Source organism: Marinagarivorans algicola (assembly GCF_001292705.1).
In the GTDB taxonomy this organism is placed as follows: Bacteria; Pseudomonadota; Gammaproteobacteria; order Pseudomonadales; family Cellvibrionaceae; genus Marinagarivorans; species Marinagarivorans algicola.
Window position 1 is genome coordinate 1 of record NZ_LGAK01000013.1, and the last position, 18,239, is coordinate 18,239.

The 18,239-nt window shown below is 44.8% G+C and carries 12 protein-coding genes; 6 read left to right on the forward strand and 6 right to left on the reverse strand.

Features of this window, described 5'->3' with window-relative positions:
* Positions 1–231 precede the first annotated feature (231 nt).
* Complete coding sequence (locus AC438_RS05695) at positions 232–804, forward strand: YdcF family protein (protein ID WP_053980285.1); 573 nt, start codon at positions 232–234, stop codon at positions 802–804.
* A gap of 203 nt (positions 805–1,007) precedes the next feature.
* The gene (locus AC438_RS05700) at positions 1,008–2,351 is read left to right on the forward strand and encodes a Do family serine endopeptidase (RefSeq protein ID WP_053980286.1); all 1,344 of its coding nucleotides are present in this window, start codon (positions 1,008–1,010) and stop codon (positions 2,349–2,351) included.
* Between the two features lie 305 nt (positions 2,352–2,656).
* On the opposite strand, the gene nth is transcribed toward AC438_RS05700, so the two are convergent.
* The 4 genes from nth to map form a co-directional block, all read right to left on the reverse strand.
* On the reverse strand, positions 2,657–3,337 hold the full coding sequence (gene nth, locus AC438_RS05705) for an endonuclease III (protein WP_082353991.1): 681 nt from the start codon (positions 3,335–3,337) through the stop codon (positions 2,657–2,659).
* 73 nt (positions 3,338–3,410) lie between these two features.
* On the reverse strand, positions 3,411–4,607 hold the full coding sequence (gene dapC / locus AC438_RS05710) for a succinyldiaminopimelate transaminase (RefSeq protein ID WP_053980287.1): 1,197 nt from the start codon (positions 4,605–4,607) through the stop codon (positions 3,411–3,413).
* Positions 4,608–4,657: 50 nt separating this feature from the next.
* Entirely contained in the window at positions 4,658–7,363 is a 2,706-nt protein-coding gene (locus AC438_RS05715) for a [protein-PII] uridylyltransferase (RefSeq protein ID WP_053980288.1), read from the reverse strand.
* The gene (gene map / locus AC438_RS05720; RefSeq protein WP_053980289.1) at positions 7,360–8,136 is read right to left on the reverse strand and encodes a type I methionyl aminopeptidase; all 777 of its coding nucleotides are present in this window, start codon (positions 8,134–8,136) and stop codon (positions 7,360–7,362) included. The genes AC438_RS05715 and map overlap by 4 nt, the downstream gene beginning before the upstream one ends.
* 314 nt (positions 8,137–8,450) lie before the next feature.
* On the opposite strand from map, the gene mpl reads away from it, so the two are divergent.
* From mpl to pyk, 4 genes are all read left to right on the forward strand, one after another.
* The gene (gene mpl, locus AC438_RS05725) at positions 8,451–9,836 is read left to right on the forward strand and encodes a UDP-N-acetylmuramate:L-alanyl-gamma-D-glutamyl-meso-diaminopimelate ligase (protein WP_053980290.1); all 1,386 of its coding nucleotides are present in this window, start codon (positions 8,451–8,453) and stop codon (positions 9,834–9,836) included.
* A gap of 577 nt (positions 9,837–10,413) precedes the next feature.
* Positions 10,414–13,176 carry a DUF1592 domain-containing protein gene (locus AC438_RS05730; protein ID WP_053980291.1) on the forward strand — a complete coding sequence of 921 codons (2,763 nt, stop codon included), beginning with the start codon at positions 10,414–10,416 and terminating at the stop codon, positions 13,174–13,176.
* A 10-nt stretch (positions 13,177–13,186) separates the two neighbouring features.
* The gene (locus AC438_RS05735) at positions 13,187–14,587 is read left to right on the forward strand and encodes a DUF1552 domain-containing protein (RefSeq protein WP_053980292.1); all 1,401 of its coding nucleotides are present in this window, start codon (positions 13,187–13,189) and stop codon (positions 14,585–14,587) included.
* A gap of 215 nt (positions 14,588–14,802) precedes the next feature.
* Entirely contained in the window at positions 14,803–16,239 is a 1,437-nt protein-coding gene (gene pyk, locus AC438_RS05740; protein WP_274377605.1) for a pyruvate kinase, read from the forward strand.
* A 110-nt stretch (positions 16,240–16,349) separates the two neighbouring features.
* Here the strand turns inward: pyk and AC438_RS05745 are convergent, their stop codons facing one another.
* Complete coding sequence (locus tag AC438_RS05745) at positions 16,350–16,802, reverse strand: hypothetical protein (RefSeq protein WP_053980294.1); 453 nt, start codon at positions 16,800–16,802, stop codon at positions 16,350–16,352.
* Positions 16,803–16,882: 80 nt separating this feature from the next.
* Positions 16,883–18,073, reverse strand: a complete 1,191-nt coding sequence (locus AC438_RS05750) for a glycosyl hydrolase (protein WP_053980295.1) — start codon at positions 18,071–18,073, stop codon at positions 16,883–16,885.
* Between the last annotated feature and the right edge of the window lie 166 nt (positions 18,074–18,239).

Below are 18,239 nucleotides of genomic sequence, written 5' to 3' on the forward strand. Positions count from 1 at the left end.
TTCATCAGCACCTTGTTGAGAGATTTTTTTGGTTCGGCTGAATAGTTACGATAAATTTTAATGAAAGAGCACGACTGAGTCAGGTTGAACAAATGCTTCCGATAACGATATGCAAGATTAGATTTTTTAGGATATAAAACCGAAGAACGCAAGGTTACACAGGATTTGAGTAGGCGATTTAATGATTCATGAGTGTCTAACTTCGGTACCCCTGAATGAAGGTATGAAGGTATGAAGGTATTAGCTGTTCTTGCTCATCTTATGTCTAGTGATTGCGTGCTCGATGATGAATCGATCGCTCGAGCTGAGCTCGCAATACATAAATTTAAACAATACGTTTACCCATTAATAGTAACCAGCGGCTGGGCCTACAGATCCGATTGCTCAACGCCAATAGCCGATGTGCTGGCTAACTATATTAGCAGCCACTCTATTATCCCATCTCATAAGATCATAGCTGATACCCGTGCTCGTGATACAGTCGGCGATGCTTATTTTTTACGGAAGCTAGCGCATGAGCGTAATTTTACAGAGATCACTGTAATAACTTCTGATTACCATGTTAATCGATCGACTGTCATTTTTAAGAAAATATTCTGCAATACCGCTACGATTAAAGTGCTGGGCGCGAAGACGTGCCATACGCATGATTCTAAAATAATGAGCCATGAACAGCAATCAGTTCAGGCTTTTGAAAATACCTTTAAAGATACTGATTTTCATCAGCTTGAATCAATTTACCAAGTGATGGTCACAAAACACCCTTATTACAATGGTGATCGCTTCGATAAAATACGGTTTTAATCTGCATGACGATTAGTGTGTCTAGCTGAGCGAGAGCGGGTTAGATTCTATTAGTCAGTTTGACGTTTAGAGTCTGAATGTTAATTGATACAGTGCCTTTTTTAAACCTAAGAGTGTGAACTTTTACACAGTGGCTGAGTCTTTAAATTTCACCTAACGCCCATACTTTAGGGGCTTAACTGGATGACGGAGAGCCGTAATTTATGAAGTACTTTATTGCCTTATTGTTAACCTTGAGTGCCGGCCTGAGCGTCTATGCCTCGCCTGCATTAGCCTTGTGGCCTGCAGCTGATGGAGACGGTAAAGCCCTGCCAACTTTGGCGCCTATGCTAGAAAAAATAAATCCCGCTGTGGTCAACATTGCTACTTATAGCTCGGGAAATAATGAGAACCCTCTTTTACGAGACCCTGCTTTTCGGCGTTTTTTTAATATTCCAGAACAGCCCGAGCGACGCGAGCGTAGCGCAGGCTCTGGTGTAATTATCGATGCGAGTGAAGGTACGGTTGTCACTAACTACCATGTTATTAAAGGGGCCGATGAAATACAGGTATCACTCACTGATGGCCGTACTTTTAAAGCCGAGCTGGTGGGCTCGGACCCAGAGGTTGATATTGCAGTATTAAAAATTAGTAGTGATGGCTTAACCGAAGTAAAACGGGCTGACTCAGAAGTATTGCGCGTCGGTGATTTTGTAGTGGCCATTGGTAACCCTTTTGGCCTAGGTCAAACTGTGACAACAGGTATCGTCAGTGCATTAGGTCGCACGGGCTTGGGTATCGAGGGGTATGAGGATTTTATTCAAACAGATGCATCTATTAATCCCGGTAATTCCGGTGGCGCATTGGTCAACTTAAAGGGTGAGCTTGTAGGAATTAATACGGCGATTATAGCGCCAAGTGGCGGTAATGTAGGTATTGGTTTTGCTATTCCTATGAATATGGCAAATGTGAGTATTGAGCAAATTTTGCACCACGGTGAAGTGAAAAGAGGTCAAATAGGCGTTGGCATACAAGATGTTACGCCCGAGCTGCAAAAGGCATTTGATTTGGCTAATGGGCAGCAAGGGGTGTTGATTACTAATGTTAGCGATGGCTCCGAAGCTGATAAAGCAGGCCTATTGCCTGGCGATGTTGTGATTGCCGTTGACGGTAAAGAAACCAGTAGTGCAAGCCAGTTACGCAACCAAATTGGTATTCGTCGTATTGGTGATAAAGTAAAAATCACATTAATTCGTGAAGGTAAAAAACACACTATGAAGGTGAAGGTGGGTGACCCATTAGCAGGAGCTAACGGCCAATGGCATCCATTATTAGAAGGCGCTAGTTTTGAGCAAGATAAAGAGGGTTACGGCATACTGATTAAGCAATTAACCCGCGATAGTAAAGTTGCTCGCGCAGGCTTGCGTCCAGGTGATGTGATCATTGGTGTTAACCGTATGCGCACGCAAACTATTCAGGACTTCAAAGGTGCTTTGCAGCGTAGTCAAAAACAAGTATTACTGCATGTGCAGCGCGGTATGGGCACGTTTTATATTGTGATTCAATAATAGCTATTGCTCGTATTGAGCATACTACAATTGTACATAAGTACTATTGGTAGCGACTCATACCGGTACGCGTTACCGGTATGAGTAATAAATATCACAGCTATTCAGAGGTGCCGAAATGGGGCGTTAATAAATCATTAGCTGGGGCACTCAAGCTACCCAAGAGCGCTATTTAATGCTCTCAGTACTTCAATGTTCAAGAAATAACGCATCGGCACCCTACAGCGGTGAGGATTGTCAGCTTGGCTAAATAGTGACGAAATATTGACCATCGATAGGAGAGGTCAGCAGGCGCCTACGGTACTCTAAGGCTTTTTTATCATTTTTGCTCGTTTGCGGTTGGGGTAGCAGGCTTTGCACAATGGGCATACGGTGCCGTCACATCCGCGGGCAGTGCAAAACTCGCGGCCATAAAAAATGATTTGTAAATGCAGTTTATTCCATTGCTCTTTTGGGTAAAGACGCTTTAAATCCTTTTCGGTTTGTACAACATTTTTGCCGTTGGTTAAGCCCCAGCGTTGAGCTAAGCGGTGAATGTGAGTGTCCACGGGAAAGGCCGGCACACCAAAAGCTTGCGCCATGACAACACCGGCGGTTTTATGACCGACCCCTGGTAGCTCTTCGAGCGCCTCAAAATTTTGTGGTACTTGACCATTATATTTTTCGACAAGTATCTGCGACAACACGCTAATGGCTTTTGACTTTCGTGGTGATAAACCACAGGGTCGTATGACTGCTTGAATCTCTTCCACAGGAACATGTTGCATATCAAAGGGGTTATCGGCTAATTGCCACAGTAGCGGAGTAATTTTATTTACTCGCTCGTCGGTGCATTGTGCCGATAATAAAACGGCAACTAATAAGGTATAGGGGTCTTGGTGTGTTAAGGGTACTGGCGTTTCGGGATAGTGTTTATTGAGTGTTTTAAACACGAGATCGGCGCGCTCGGTTTTGGTTAAATTGGGTGTGCTTGATGGTGTTGTCATAAAAAAATATCAATGATCAATGAGTGAGGAGTATCGCTGAATGTTTATGATACACCTGCGTGTGCAATAGCGTTTACAAAGATTCAATAAAGTCTTTAATGCGCTGAGCTGCTTCAATACATTGCACAACAGGCGCTACCAAGGCCATGCGTATATGGCCTGCACCCGGATTGCCGGCGACCCCAGTGCGCGCTAAGTACTGCCCTGGTAGCACAGTAATATTTTGCTGGGCAAATAATCCTTGTGCAAAGTCAGTGTCATTGATTGGTGTTTGAGGCCACAAATAAAAGCTCGCCTGTGGAATGGTGACGGGCAAAACAGGGTTTAAAATACGGGTGACTTGGGTGAATTTTTGGCGGTATAAGTCTCTATTGGCTTTAACGTGCGCCTCGTCTTGCCAAGCGGCAATGCTGGCCAGTTGTGTCGGGATTGAAAGCGCGCAGCCGTGATACGTACGGTACTTCAAAAATGTCGCTAGAATATCGGCATCGCCTGCAATAAAACCCGAGCGTAAACCTGGTAAGTTAGAGCGCTTAGAAAGACTATGAAAAACCACTGCACGCTTAAAATTATGGCGTCCGCTATGACTGCAGGCTTGCAATAGGCCTATGGGGGGGTGTTCTTCGTCAAAGTATAGTTCGCTATAGCACTCGTCACTGGCAATAATGAAGTCATATTGCTCGGCAAGGTCTAAGGCTTTTGCTAAATAGGCTTCGCTCATCACAGTGCCGGTTGGATTGCCTGGACTGCATAAAAATAATAATTGGCAGTCTTGCCATGTACTGGGGCTAACGCTATCTAAATCAGGTAAAAAGCCATTGTGTGCTGTGCAATCTAAAAATACAGGCTCGGCGCCGGCTAAAATAGCAGCGCCTTCGTAAATTTGATAAAAGGGGTTGGGCATCAGCACTTTAGGTGCTTTTTGTGTACGATCGATCACTGCTTGAGTAAAGGCAAAGAGTGCTTCGCGAGTGCCTGCAACGGGTAAAACCTGACTATCGCTATCAAGTGTGTGCTGCAAATGAAAACGCGCACTTGCCCACCGTGAGATTGTGCTACGCAGTTCGGGTAAGCCTTTTGTTGACGGGTATTGGGTTAAGGCTTTTAAGTTGCTACTTATCGCTTCTAGCGCAAAATCAGGTGGTGTGTGTTTAGGTTCGCCAATACTCAATGCAATATGCTCGAGGTGTGCCGGCGGTGTTATGCCTGCTTTTAATGCGGCAAGTTTCTCGAAGGGGTAGGGCTGTAGAGCATTGAGGGCTGGATTCATAGTGCTGTCTTTATATCTTCAGTAGTGGCTGCGTGGTGTGAGTGGAAATCTTAAAGCGAGGCTTCAACTTCTTGATCTAATGCTTGGCAAATCGCTTTTTGTAATGCATCACCGGTTGTTTGGTTATTAATAGTATTGCCATTGGCATCGGTAATAAAAAAGATATCCTCAACTCGTTCACCCAGAGTAGAAATCTTCGCGTTACACACCAAAATATCATGATCTAAAAATACTTGGCCAATGGTTGCCAGCAAGTTATGACGATCGGGGCTAATTACTTCTAATGTTGTGTAATTAGCGCCTTCAGCGGTTTCCATTTTAGTGCGTGTAGGTATAGGGAATTGCTTCAATAAGCGTGGCGTACGTTTTTTGATAACATCAGAGTACTCTCCTTGAATCACATGCTTAAGTTCTTCGTGGAGTGCATCAAGAATTTTTTGCTCTTTAGTACTGCCTTCTTCGACAGGTTGATCATTTTCGTCTAAGACATAAAAGGTATCAATAGTATGACCGCTGTCAGAGTTGTAAATGCGCGCATCATGAATATTTAACCCCAATTGCGCAAAGACGGTTGCCGCTGCTAAAAACACATTACCTTGATCGGGCATGCGAATAAAAATTTGAGTAGCGCCGCCCCATTGTAAGGTGGTGTCATCACGGACTAATATTAAAGGTTTGTTGTGATCCGATTGCGTATTGTGTTCAATAATAGCTTCGGTTTGCCAAGCAATATCAATATGCCCTTCGCGGACAAAGTACTCACTGCCCATATCTTGCCAAAGATCTTGGGCTTTTTGTAAATCAACATTACGATCTTGCAGTTTATTTAAGGCATGTTGCTTAGTTTCTTCTATGTATTCGGCTTGATCAAGTGTGTTTTCGAGGCCGCGTCGTAAGGCGCGCTTTGTTTCGGTATACAGTTGTCGCATCAGGCTCGCGCGCCAACTGTTCCAAATGTCGGGGTTGGTGCCGTTCATGTCAGCGACTGTTAGCGCATAGAGATAGTCAAGATTGCGCTGGTTGCCCACCTTTAATGCAAAGGCGTGAATAACATCGGGTTCTGAGGTGTCTTGTTTTTGCGATACATAAGACATCAGTAAATGGCTTTGCACCAGCCAAGCTAACAGCTTGGTATCATTACTCGTAAGACCATGGCTTTGACCAAACTCTATAGCATCTTGTGCTCCGAGTGTCGAGTGATCACCTCCGCGGCCTTTACCAATATCGTGAAATAGCCCAGCTAAATAAAGAATTTCAGGCTTGTTTATGCGCTTTAAAATATGCGCAGCAATGGGGAATTCTTGTTCGGCACTGGGCAGCGTAAAATGTCGCATTTTTTGAATGACCAATAATGTATGATCATCAACGGTGTAGCGATGAAATAAATCGTGTTGCATTTGACCGGTAATTTTACCAAAGGCCGGTAAATAGCGACCCAATATATTATAGCGCTTCATACGTTTAAGCTGTGTGACTAGGCCGCGCTCAACTTTAAACAATTGTAAAAAAAGCTGCTTATTAATAGGGTTTTGTCTAAATTCTTCATCAATTAAAAAGCGACTTTCATTGAGCAGGCGAATCGTGTTGGTACGTACACCCTTAATACTAGGGTTGTTACCCAAGAGCACAAAAATTTCGAGTAAAGCTGGTGGGTATTCTTTAAAAACATTATTGTGTATGACTTCAATGTAGCCATCGCGCAATTGAAAATTGTCATTGAGCGGTTGTATGTTTTGTGCATTTTGATAGTCGTGAATTTTTTCGTTCAAACTTTGCAATAAAACATCATTGAGTTCTCGCAATGCTAATACCGCACGATAATAGGTGCGCATAAACTGCTCGACAGCAAGCCCTTTATCGCTGTCTTCGTAACCAAATAAACTGGCAAGTTCGCGCTGGTATTCAAATAGCAAGCGCTCATCGGCGCGCCCAGCAACATAATGCAGTGCGTAGCGAATTTTCCATAAAGTGGCTTCGCAGGTATTTAGCACACCGTATTCGTACTCGGTAAAAAAGTTCTTATTCTGTAGTTGTTGCAGCGTTTTAACACCGTAGTAGCGTTTGGCAACCCAGTGAATCGTTTGGATATCTCGCAGGCCGCCGGGTGATTTTTTGATGTTGGGCTCAAGATTGTATTCGCTGTCGTTGTGCTTTTTATGGCGATCAATTTGCTCTTGTAATTTGGCATGATAAAACGCGCTAGCGGGCCAAATATGATGCACATTGGTGAGGGTGTGTAGTTGGTCGCGCAGCGCATCACTACCGCATAATCGCCGACAATCTAATAGATTGGTCGCAACGGTAATATCATTTTTGGCCAGTTCTACGCACTGTGAGAGCGTGCGCACACTACTGCCGATATCAAGGCCAATATCCCAACATAGGGTAATAAAGGTTTGTAGCTGTTCAGAATATTTTGTCTCGGCACTATCATCTAGCAAAATAAGGATATCAACATCTGACTTCGGATGTAGTTCACTGCGCCCGTAGCCGCCTACAGCAATCAGGCTGATGTCATCATCAAATGTATTTTGATGCCAAGCGTAGTGCAGCAGTATATCGACAACGTGAGCGCGCTCGGCAATCAAACTGCGCACATCTTCGCCTTCTAAAAATCGATTATCTAGGTGTTCGTTAATTCCAGCGATAGCGTCTTTGAAAACTTTAATCAAAGGTTGGCGCGTTAAATTTTTGCGGAATAAGCGCTGATTGAAACACAGAGGTTGGCAGGCGTAAATGGGCACAGAGTGAGTCATAATGGCAAGCTTTCTTCTTTGCGCGTGGTAAACACTTCGACGCCGGTAGCTGTAACGCCCATGGTGTGCTCCCACTGGGCTGATAGGCGTCCATCTTTTGTTTCTACGGTCCACTGGTCTTTTTTAAGCTTGGTGGCGGCCTTACCGAGATTAATCATTGGCTCAATGGTAAACGTCATTCCTTCTTTTAAGGTAAAGCCAGTATTGGGTTTGCCATAGTGCACAATTTGAGGCTCTTCGTGGAAGACTTTACCAATGCCATGACCACAGTATTCACGCACAACGCTAAAATGGTTTTTTTCGGCATGCTGCTGAATAACATGGCCAATATCACCTAGGCGCACGCCGGGCTTGACCATCTCTATACCCATATATAAGCACTCTTGAGTGACTTTACACAGACGATCGGCAAACGCTGGCACCTTGCCGATATAAAACATTTTACTGGTATCGCCGTGGTAGCCGTCAAAAATAACCGTGACATCAATATTAATGATATCGCCTTCTTTTAATGTTTTTTTCTCGCTAGGAATACCATGACATACCACTTGGTTAACTGACGTGCAAATAGACTTAGGAAAGCCCTTGTAATTGAGCGGGGCGGGAATCGCATTTTGCACCTGCGTGATATAGTCATGGCAAATTGTATCGAGGTGCGCCGTTGTGACGCCAGGCTTTACATATTCGCCAATCATTTCGAGTACTTCGGCGGCCATGCGGCCTGCAACGCGCATTTTTTGGAATTCTTCGGGGGTTTTAATAGTAACAGTCATGGTAAACCTTGATATTTGGCTTGGTCCATCCAAGCACACTCTAAAATAAAATCGCGTACATTTTAAACGACTTGACCTTGCTTAGCACGTTTGGGGCACGCTTATTCCTATCTATTGCACCAGCGATGGCTGCGGGTTAAGGCACAAAGAGCGATAAAGCACTTTATGGTAAGCTCGCCGTTCATGCCTAGGGGCTATTTTTAGTCCTAGTTCTAGGCGCTATTTATAGTTTTATAGTCAATGTTTATCGTTCAATGTACACCTTATTATTATCGGTTGTACATCGATCAATCACTCTTCAACAGGGCATCAGTATGCAACACATTCATATATTGGGTATTTGTGGGACCTTTATGGGCAGTTTGGCGCAGCTTGCTAAAGCACAGGGGTATCGCGTCACAGGTTCGGACGTGAATGTTTATCCGCCTATGAGTACGCAATTGGAGGCTGCCGGGATCGACATTACCCAAGGCTGGGGGTTGGAACAATTAACACCGGTGCCCGATATGATTGTGGTCGGTAATGTCATTAGTCGTGGTAACCCGCTACTAGAGGCCATACTGAATAGAATGCTGCCTTTTACCTCGGGCCCGCAATGGCTTGCCGAGCATGTATTGCAGGGCCGTTGGGTCATGGCAGTGGCAGGCACGCATGGCAAAACAACAACTGCGAGCATGTTAGCGTGTATGCTCGAGTGCGCGGATATGGCGCCGGGTTTTTTGATTGGTGGCGTACCTAAAAATTTTGGAGTGTCGGCACGTTTAGGTGATTCTGATTTTTTTGTTATTGAGGCCGATGAGTATGATAGTGCCTTTTTTGATAAACGCTCAAAGTTTGTCCATTATCGGCCGCATACACTGGTGCTGAACAATTTAGAGTATGACCATGCCGATATTTTTCCTGATTTAGCCGCTATCGAGCGCCAGTTTCATCATGTTGTGCGCACTGTACCGCAAAATGGCTTGTTGGTAGCGCCTAATGATAATGCCGCTTTAAAGCGCGTATTTGCGATGGGTCAATATACCCCGATGCATACCTTTAACGGCAATACGCAAAGCACGGTAGCGCATGAGGCCGATTGGCAGGCGCACAATGTCGCAGCTGATGGTAGTTATTTTGATGTGTATTTTGAGGGTAAGTTAGTCGGTGCTGTGCAGTGGGGCTTAACCGGTCTACACAGTGTTAACAATGCATTGGCCGCCATCGCCGCTGCACGCCACGTGGGTGTTGAGCCTATCATTGCATGTGAAGCATTAGCGGCGTTTGAGAGTGTTAAGCGACGCATGGAGCTACTCGCACACGTTAAAGGTATTAAGATTTATGACGACTTTGCGCATCACCCGACAGCGATTAAAACCACGTTGCAGGGTTTGCGTGCCCAAGTGGGCGATGCCAAAATCACAGCCGTCATCGAGCCTCGCTCTAATACGATGAAGCAAGGCGTGCACAAACAGCAACTACTGGAGGCTTGTGAAGATGCTAGCCAAGTGTGTTGGTATCAGCCCACAGAGCAAGGCTGGTCGTTACGCACGCTCATTACACCGGCGTACCCTCAGCACCATTGCTTTGAAAACTTACAGGCTTTAATGACACACCTTATCCAAAAAGCAGAAGTTGGTGAGCATATTGTCATTATGAGTAATGGCAGCTTTGGTGGTATTCATCAAATGCTAATACGGGCTATAAGCGGCACTCCTTAATGCGCTTTATTGCATCTGTGTGTAGCGTTGCGCTTGGATACTCAGCGAGCCACAATATCAGAGCTGATCTTGAGGTGTTGGTATAAAAAGCCTTTAGAGAGCAACCTACGGGCAGGCACCTCAACAACCAAATCGGAACGTCCCTTTTTATCTTTTAATCCCTATGCCCTGTTAATGGGATCCCTTATCTTTTGATACTTCTTTTTTTAGTGTGAGATAGTTTGCAAAAGTATCAATATTTTTTTGGGACTTATTAATATTTTTTGGGGTTAAAATCACCTAATGTGTTTTTTTTATCGTGATTAATAGCACAATATTCGTTTTTTTGTATCAATAAACATAACGTGGTGTGTCTTTATACTATATGTGGGCTGTTTTTCAGCGTTCCGGTTTCCCTAATTGGGATATTGGTAACCTCTAATGTATGCAGTAAATGTGTATATTGATACCTGTCGACGCGGATATTTCTTATGAAATGACCGGTTTCGGGGCGTTTATTGTTATCACATTTATACGGCTTTTGTTGTAAGTGTGTTGACTAATAAGCAATTACTAGATTTTACAACAGGCCTACATTATGGGTGAGTTAACTCGTTTTAAAGTATTTGGCATTGGGAATCAGGTCGGGCATATGGCCCAAAGGACTTTATTACCTGCTGTTTTTATGGCCTCTGTGTTGCTATCCGCATGCGGCGGTCAAACAGAGCCCAAATCATCTTCACCGGCGGTATCGAGCGCGCCAGTTCAGTCTTCTTCGATCGCAAGCAGTAAGAGTTCGGTAAGCCCGTTGAGTTCAATGGGTCAGAGCTCGTCCGCGGCACCAACGCAAGGTAAAGCACTGTACGACGCGCAATGTGGATTTTGCCATGGCCCCACAGGCCTCGGTAAAAGCTTAAATCCTAACTTACTACCATCGATCAAAAACGGTACGTTTGATCATGCGACTGTGACGCGGATGCCACCACAAGACTTTGATGCCTGTAAAGCCGATTGTGCAGACCAAATTAAAACATGGTTAATTGATACTCATAGCATTACGGACGTAGGCATGGCCTCGAGTAGCGTGTCATCAAGTGCGGGTAATAATCAACCCGCCGAGCCCGATGATCGTTATGTCTCAGTGATCGCCATTAATGTTGGTGGCGGTAATGTCATTTCGAAAGGGGGTGTTAATTTTGCCGCAGATAATGGGTCGACTGGCGGTGATACATCCAATCAAGAGTCTGTTGTTGCCGATGTTGGCAATACCAAAGATGATGCTCTCTTTCATACCGAGCGCTGGGGCGCCTTTAGCTATAGCTTTGCGCTACCCAACGGTTATTACAATATCGAATTAGGCTTTGTTGAGCTAGTCAGTACACATAAAGCTGGTTCTCGGGTGTTTAATGTTGCGTTAGAAGGCGATGTTAAGCTTGAGCGTGTCGATGTAGCGGGCGAAGCTGGTGGACATTACAAAGCATTAATTAAAGAAGTAGCTAACGTTCAAGTGCAAGATGGCATGTTGAATATTGACTTTCAAAAAGTTACACATAATCCAACGGTGTCTTTTATTAATATAAAACGCGCCGAAAACGTGGCCGATCAATATGGCCGGTTGTGTCAATCTTGCCACGGTGGCCCCAATGGCGAGGGGCGCTCAGAACTAGGGGATGCGCTGATTGCCAGCCGTTGCACAAGTTGTGCTAACCGCGACGGGTTAGTGAATTATATCTCAGCCTTGATGCCTTTTCAGTTTCCGACCTCTTGTCAAGGGGAGTGCGCTGCTAACATGGCTGACTATATCTTAGAAAACTTTGCCGGTTACAACACGAATCCAGCCGTTACTTTGCCTGATTTTTTACAAAAAGGCGGTGATGCCGGTGCGTGTAATCAAGTGAATGTTGCGTTTAATGATATGCGTCGTATTGGTCAAGTGGATTACAATCGTATGGTATTTGACTTGTTTAAGCTAGAAGGTGACTTTTCACGCGGTTTTAGTGCTGATCAGTTGGTGGGTAATTTTTATATCAATACTTCGCGTACCCCTGAATTTAGCCAGGTTTCGCAGTATTTTGCTGTGGCTGAAAAAGTGTCTACGCAAGCACTGGCGACTAAAGCACAATGGATGCCGTGTACGCAAACCAATGATGCTTGCGCCACAAAAGTAATAGATACCATTGGTCGCAAAGCGTATCGACGCCCTGTGACTGCCCAAGAAAAAGAAGGGCTCATGCAAATCTACACTGCGGCTAAAGCGGCAGGTGGCTTTGATCGAGGCTTGGCGACACTGCTGCAGGGTCTGTTAGCTTCGCCACAGTTCTTATATTACGTTGAAGAGGGTGTTGGGCAAGGTGACATTGTCCCGCTGAGTCAATATGAAATTGCAGCGCGATTGGCCTTATTTTTCTGGCGTAGCTTGCCCGATGATACTCTATTAGATTTAGCTGAGCAAAATGCACTGACTACTGATGCGCAACTGCGCACTCAAGCTCAGCGTATGCTGAACGACCCACGCGCGCGCGATGTGGTGGGTTTGTTTCATCGCGAATGGATGAAAGTTACGCCCCCTAAACCCGGTACTGCAGACCATGCTGCGCAAAGTGCTGCTGTTGAAGATTTTTCACGGACATTACAGTCATTGGTTTTTGATGATAAGGCGACTTTTAAGTCATTATTTACGGTCGATTACGGCTATCTCAATGCCGATACTAAATCGTTTTACGGGGTGAATAGTCAGCCATTGAGTACAGGTGGCGGTGGGTTTGATAAATACGCGATGGCCGGTGATAAGCGCATTGGACTATTAACTCGCGCGCCTTTTTTACGCAGTAATCATACACCGACTGAGCGCGGTCTGTTTTTACGTGAACAAGTATTGTGTGGTGTTATTCCAAGCCCGCCAGCAACCGCTGCTGATGCTGAGCAAGCAATGGCTGATAATCTCAACCCACGCGAGTTATTTGCATTGCATACGCAAGACCCTGGCTGTGGTGGTTGCCATGCTTTGATGGACCCTCTGGGTTTCCCGCTAGATAACTATGATGAAGAGGGCCATTGGCAAGATCAATACGGTGATGGTTTTAGTGTTGATGCCTCGGGTGAGTTTATTTTAACGGACGTTGACGGTGCCTTTTCGGGCGGGCAAGCATTGCAAGCGAAGCTGGCCAGCAGCCAACAAGTCAAGGAATGTTACACCTATCAATGGTACCAATTTGCGGTGGGCCGTTCGGCCACGCCGAGTGATACCTGTTCACTTGGGCAGGTGAATACGGCGGCCGATGCGAGTGGGGGCTCTGTATTAGATGTAATGACCTCCATTGTTTTAAGTGATGGCTTCCGCCACCGACGTACCGCTCCTTGAGGAAATAACGATGAAAAAACGTGATTTAGTGAATAATTATTCTCGCCGCTCGGTTATTAAAGCTCTGGGTGTGAGTGCAGCAGCGCCTTTCATTCCCGTTTTAGGTGCTGAAGCGGCCGATAATGGTGCGCCCAAACGCTTTTTATTAATAACAACACCCAGTGGCTTGGGAAGTGGTGCCACACCCACAGGCGCCGGTACCAACTATCAAAATGGCCCTGCTTTTAAGGTGTTAGATGAGCATAAAAGTGATATTAATATTTTTAGAGGTATTGACTACAAAGCCTACCTACAGATATTAAAAGATGGCCGAACGTTCAATGTGACCAATAGCCACCCTGCATTAGCGCCGCATTTATTAACGGCGGCCTTTACTAAAAAGAAAGACGCGAGTGCTTTTGATGGTGACCAAGAGGCGGTGTACCACTCTGAAGGTTTATCGATCGATCAAATGATTGCGCAGCGTTTAAATGCTAACCCAGCGACTAAAACCGGTATGGAGTACATTTTTGCAGGTGTAAAAACGCCACAAAATGCATACTACCACCAAGTTTATGATAAGCCTGGAAACTCACTTTATCCGCAAGTGGATGCTAAGATTTTGCATGAAACGATCTTTAATGCCGCTTCTGGTGGTGGTGGCTCTAGCGATGAGGCATTTGCCCGCCGTATTGCTGAGCGCCGCAGTGTGATTGATTATGCAAAAGGTGAAATTACGAAAGTGAGAAAAGTGCTATCTAACGTCGATAAAATGAAGTTGGATGCTCACCTTGAAGCTGTGCGCAAAATCGAAGAGCAATTAGCCTTTCAAGAGCAAGCAGGCAGCCTGTCATGCTCAATACCGACACTGCAACAAGAAGCCGGTGTTTATGATGAGCGCTATCGTATTGATGGTGAAAACATGATGGACCTGATTGTGCAGGGGTTAGCGTGTGATCGCGCTCGTGTAGCAACATTAATGTGGTCGGGGGCGGCTGATAATACTGCTTTCACAACAAAAGGTGTGACAACGCCTCATCATGCGTTAACTCACGGCGGTATTTTTTCAGACGCCAAAGTACAAGCGCGCGATAAAGTCTCTGAGTGGTATGCCGAGCGTTTTAAGTATGTGATTGAGAAGCTTAAAGCGATACCTGAAGGTGACGGTACGATGCTGGATAACACCTTTATTGTGTGGACCAGTGAGCACTCTAACGATACCCGTGAGCATGATCGGACTAATATCCCGTATATCACCGCGGGAAGTTGTGGCGGCGCGGTTAAGACAGGTCAATTCTTTGACTTCACTTCTAACCGTAAGGGTCATGGCGATGTGTATGTCACTGCGGCACACGCCATGGGGTTAACAGATGTTGAATCGTTTGGTATACCCGATGCTTCCGAAGGGCCATTACCGGGTGTTTTAGCTTAATACTTTAATTAGTGACACGAACAAAAAAAGCCGGCCTTGCCCGGCTTTTTTTGTTTCGGCTATCAGGGTTTGTGAGGGGCCTGTTGATGGCGCTGTATGCCTTATATTAGGGGTGTACACGTATGTAATTGGCTTTCCCTTTTATGGTACACCGATTTTATAGCAGCATTTTAGTGCAAAATTGAGTACAATATGCGCCAATTATCCACCCTCTAATGCGCGAGCGGAATATGACTAAAAAGACAAAAATTGTAGCAACTGTTTCTGACCTTAAAGGCGATGTTAATTTTATTGGTGAATTGGCCAAGCGCGGGGTGAATGTGATTCGCCTGAATACTGCTCACCAAACTCCAGAAGATACCCGTAAGGTCATTGAAAACGTGCGCGCAGTTAGTGAGAAGCTAGCGGTATTGGTGGATACCAAAGGCCCAGAAATGCGTACCAATCTTAAAATTGAAGAAGACTTGAGCATTCAGACGGGTCAAAAAGTGACCTTTCGCTCGGACGGGTTAGACGTTGCCACGACTAAAGAGGCTGTGCAGGTTAATTACTTGGGCTTTGTGAACGATGTGCCTGTTGGCGCGCATATTTTGATTGACGATGGTTTACTGGAGTTGGTTGTTGATAGTAAAGATAGCGAAGCGCTTTACACCACAGCTCTTAATAACGGTAAAATCAAAAAGAAAAAAAGCGTCAATGTCCCTGGTGTCGCGATTAGGTTGCCCTCGGTGACTGATCGCGATAAAACGTTTATTGAGATGGCGATAGAAGCCGGCGTTGATTTTATTGCACACTCTTTTGTCCGCAATAAGCAAGATGTATTAGATGTCCAGAACATTCTAGATGCGAAAAAATCACCGATTAAAATCATTGCTAAAATTGAAAATCGTGAAGGTGTTGAAAACCTCGATGAAATTTTAGAGGTGGTTTACGGTGTTATGGTTGCGCGAGGTGATCTTGGGATTGAGATCCCGGGTGAAGAAGTACCTTTAGTGCAAAAATCAATGATTCGTAAGTGTATCGAAGCGCGTGTACCGGTAATTACGGCAACGCAAATGCTTGAGAGTATGATTCAAAACCCGCGCCCAACCCGCGCCGAAATTTCGGATGTGGCTAATGCGGTCCTCGACGGTACTGATGCATTGATGTTATCGGGTGAGTCAGCATATGGCGATTATCCTTTTGAAGCTGTTGAGACTATGGCGCGTATTGCTACTCACGTAGAAGAGCAAACCGCGTACGGCATTAACTTAGAAGGCAAAGCCGATAAAGGAAATTTACAAGAGTATATTTGTCAGCAAGTGGCTAAATCTGCGCGTGATTTAAATGTGGATGCGATTGTGGTGCCTACATCAACGGGCTCTACAGCGCGTCAAATTGCATCACATCGTCCATCGGCACCTTTATATGCTGCTTGCTATAAACCAGAAGCCCTACGCTTATTGTCGTTAAGCTATGGTGTAGAGTCATATTTAATTGAAGGTGCTGTACGTGATACCGTTGTAAAAAATGCGTTAACCCCTTTAATTGAAAGTCAAGCGTTAACGGGGGAAAGCCTTGTGGTGGTGGCTAAAAGTGCGCCCGGCTCACCTAAAGGTGAAACTAATCGCATGGAAATTAATACAGTGAATGCCTTCTTAAATCACGAATAAAAAGCTATGGCATATCCATTGAAATAACTATCGTCTTCGAGACCTCTGAGTGGTTAAAAGGACTTAAGGTTTAAGTCCTTTTGTTGTTTTTGTGTGGGATATTGCATGACTCAGCGCAATTTTGCCGTTTCCATAAGTGCAATAATAATATCATTGACGCATTCGGGTTCACTGCAAAATAATAATGACCCAATAACCCAATAAGAGGCTTTAGGGTGGCTAATAAGATGATAAATCAGTAACGAGCTATCATCGGGTTCACCCGCTCTATAGACTTTATAGCTAACAGGTACATTTTTGTTCGTAGTGTAAGTGTTGCTGTCGATCGTTTCAATGTGATCAAATTCACTGGTTAATGAGCTATCTAATACCGCCCAATGCTCATCATGGGTTTTAAAGGGGGGCTGTTCATCGATAGCGACGGTAAAACTCACTTGATCACCCTCCCAAAAGCAAATAACATTTTCTTCAATACCGAGCTCGGGTAAATTTTGAAATGAAAAGTGATCGCTGATGGAGGTATCTAACGATAAGTATTGAGCAATATTTACGCGGTTAGTCATAGTCTGTCATTTTTTGTTGGCTTAAAAGTAAAAATCCCAGCGTATTGCTGGGATTATATGAAATGATAAAGCGATTAATTTTATTCTTTAAGCCACTCTTTCTCAACAATAGTCTCTGCAGAGGCGACATCGGAAGCATTCATGAGCTTATTCGCTTCTTGGTTGCGATAAATAGAGCGCCGAATATTATCAGTACCTGCATCATCGCTATTATCGGTATCGTGCTCGGCTATCCAGTAGGCAATGTAAGGGTAGCGATCGGTCAGTTCGGTTACATATTTGCTATTATCGAAGGTGCCGTCACTGGTTGTAGGCGCTAAGCGTGTCATGCCCATCGGCTTATCTTGGTCGCGGTATTTATCGTAGTCACTGATGTTGACTTCATCGCTATAGCTAATGCCCGAAATAATATCGAGGTTGGCAGGGTAACCCCATAAAGCCGATACGCGCTGAGACGTGGTGCCCGAGCGCGGCGCATACACCCACAGTACATTGTCAACTTCAGCAGCATTAACGGTTTGGTAAACATGCTTCCAGAGTGCTTTAAATTTGACTTCAGTATTGTCGTCATGGGCACCATACCAATAGGTTTTGGTATTCATTTCGGGAAAGGGAGAAAAGAGTACAGGAATATTTTTATCTTTTAGGGCTTTAAGCTTCTCGATGACCAGTGTTAAGCGATCGTTGAAGGCGACATAGGCTTCGTTGGCGGTATCATCACCGTATAAAACGGCTAGGTCGGAGTCATCAATGGGAGAGAGCTTATCGGATTGTGTATCAACCCAAGGGTTTTGTGGTGTCCAGCTAATGCTAACAAGGCCGCCCTTATCGTGATGTTCAATCAGTACTTCGTTGGCCTCATCGAGTTCGCCACTGGTGAAAAGGGCCGTTTTTTCATAATCAACACTCACGATAGCAACTGTTTTGTCGGTATCGCTAGCAAGTTGCTTTACGAGGGTTTCGTAGTTACGGTATTCATCATTACCATCGGCTTCATTGCCAAAGCCGACGCTTTGACCCGAGAGCACGTAATCTTCTATTTTTTCACAGCTAAGATCAGAGATTAAGTCATACACTTTAACACCTGAGCTACTTAAGCGACTGTTACTGGGGTTACCTGAGCATACCGGAGCGTTCTCATCGGGGTCGCTGTCTTCATAAAGGCGGTTGTAGCCCGATTTACAGCTGAGCAAAAAAGCACAGCTAGCACTTAGGCCAATAGCCCAAAAAAGTTTTTTGAAGTGATCTTGAGTGATGCGGGGTTGTAGCATGCGATGGCTCCTTATAGATATTACGTATGATGCCAGATTGGCCGCTAATTTTCAGTGAATAGTTATGTTTGCGAAGCTTTGATAAAGAATAGAGTAAAAAAATGCGACTTGGTTGCATTGTGTATGCATTTGATACTTATTTCTTCGCTTTGAATGGCCCCTAGCC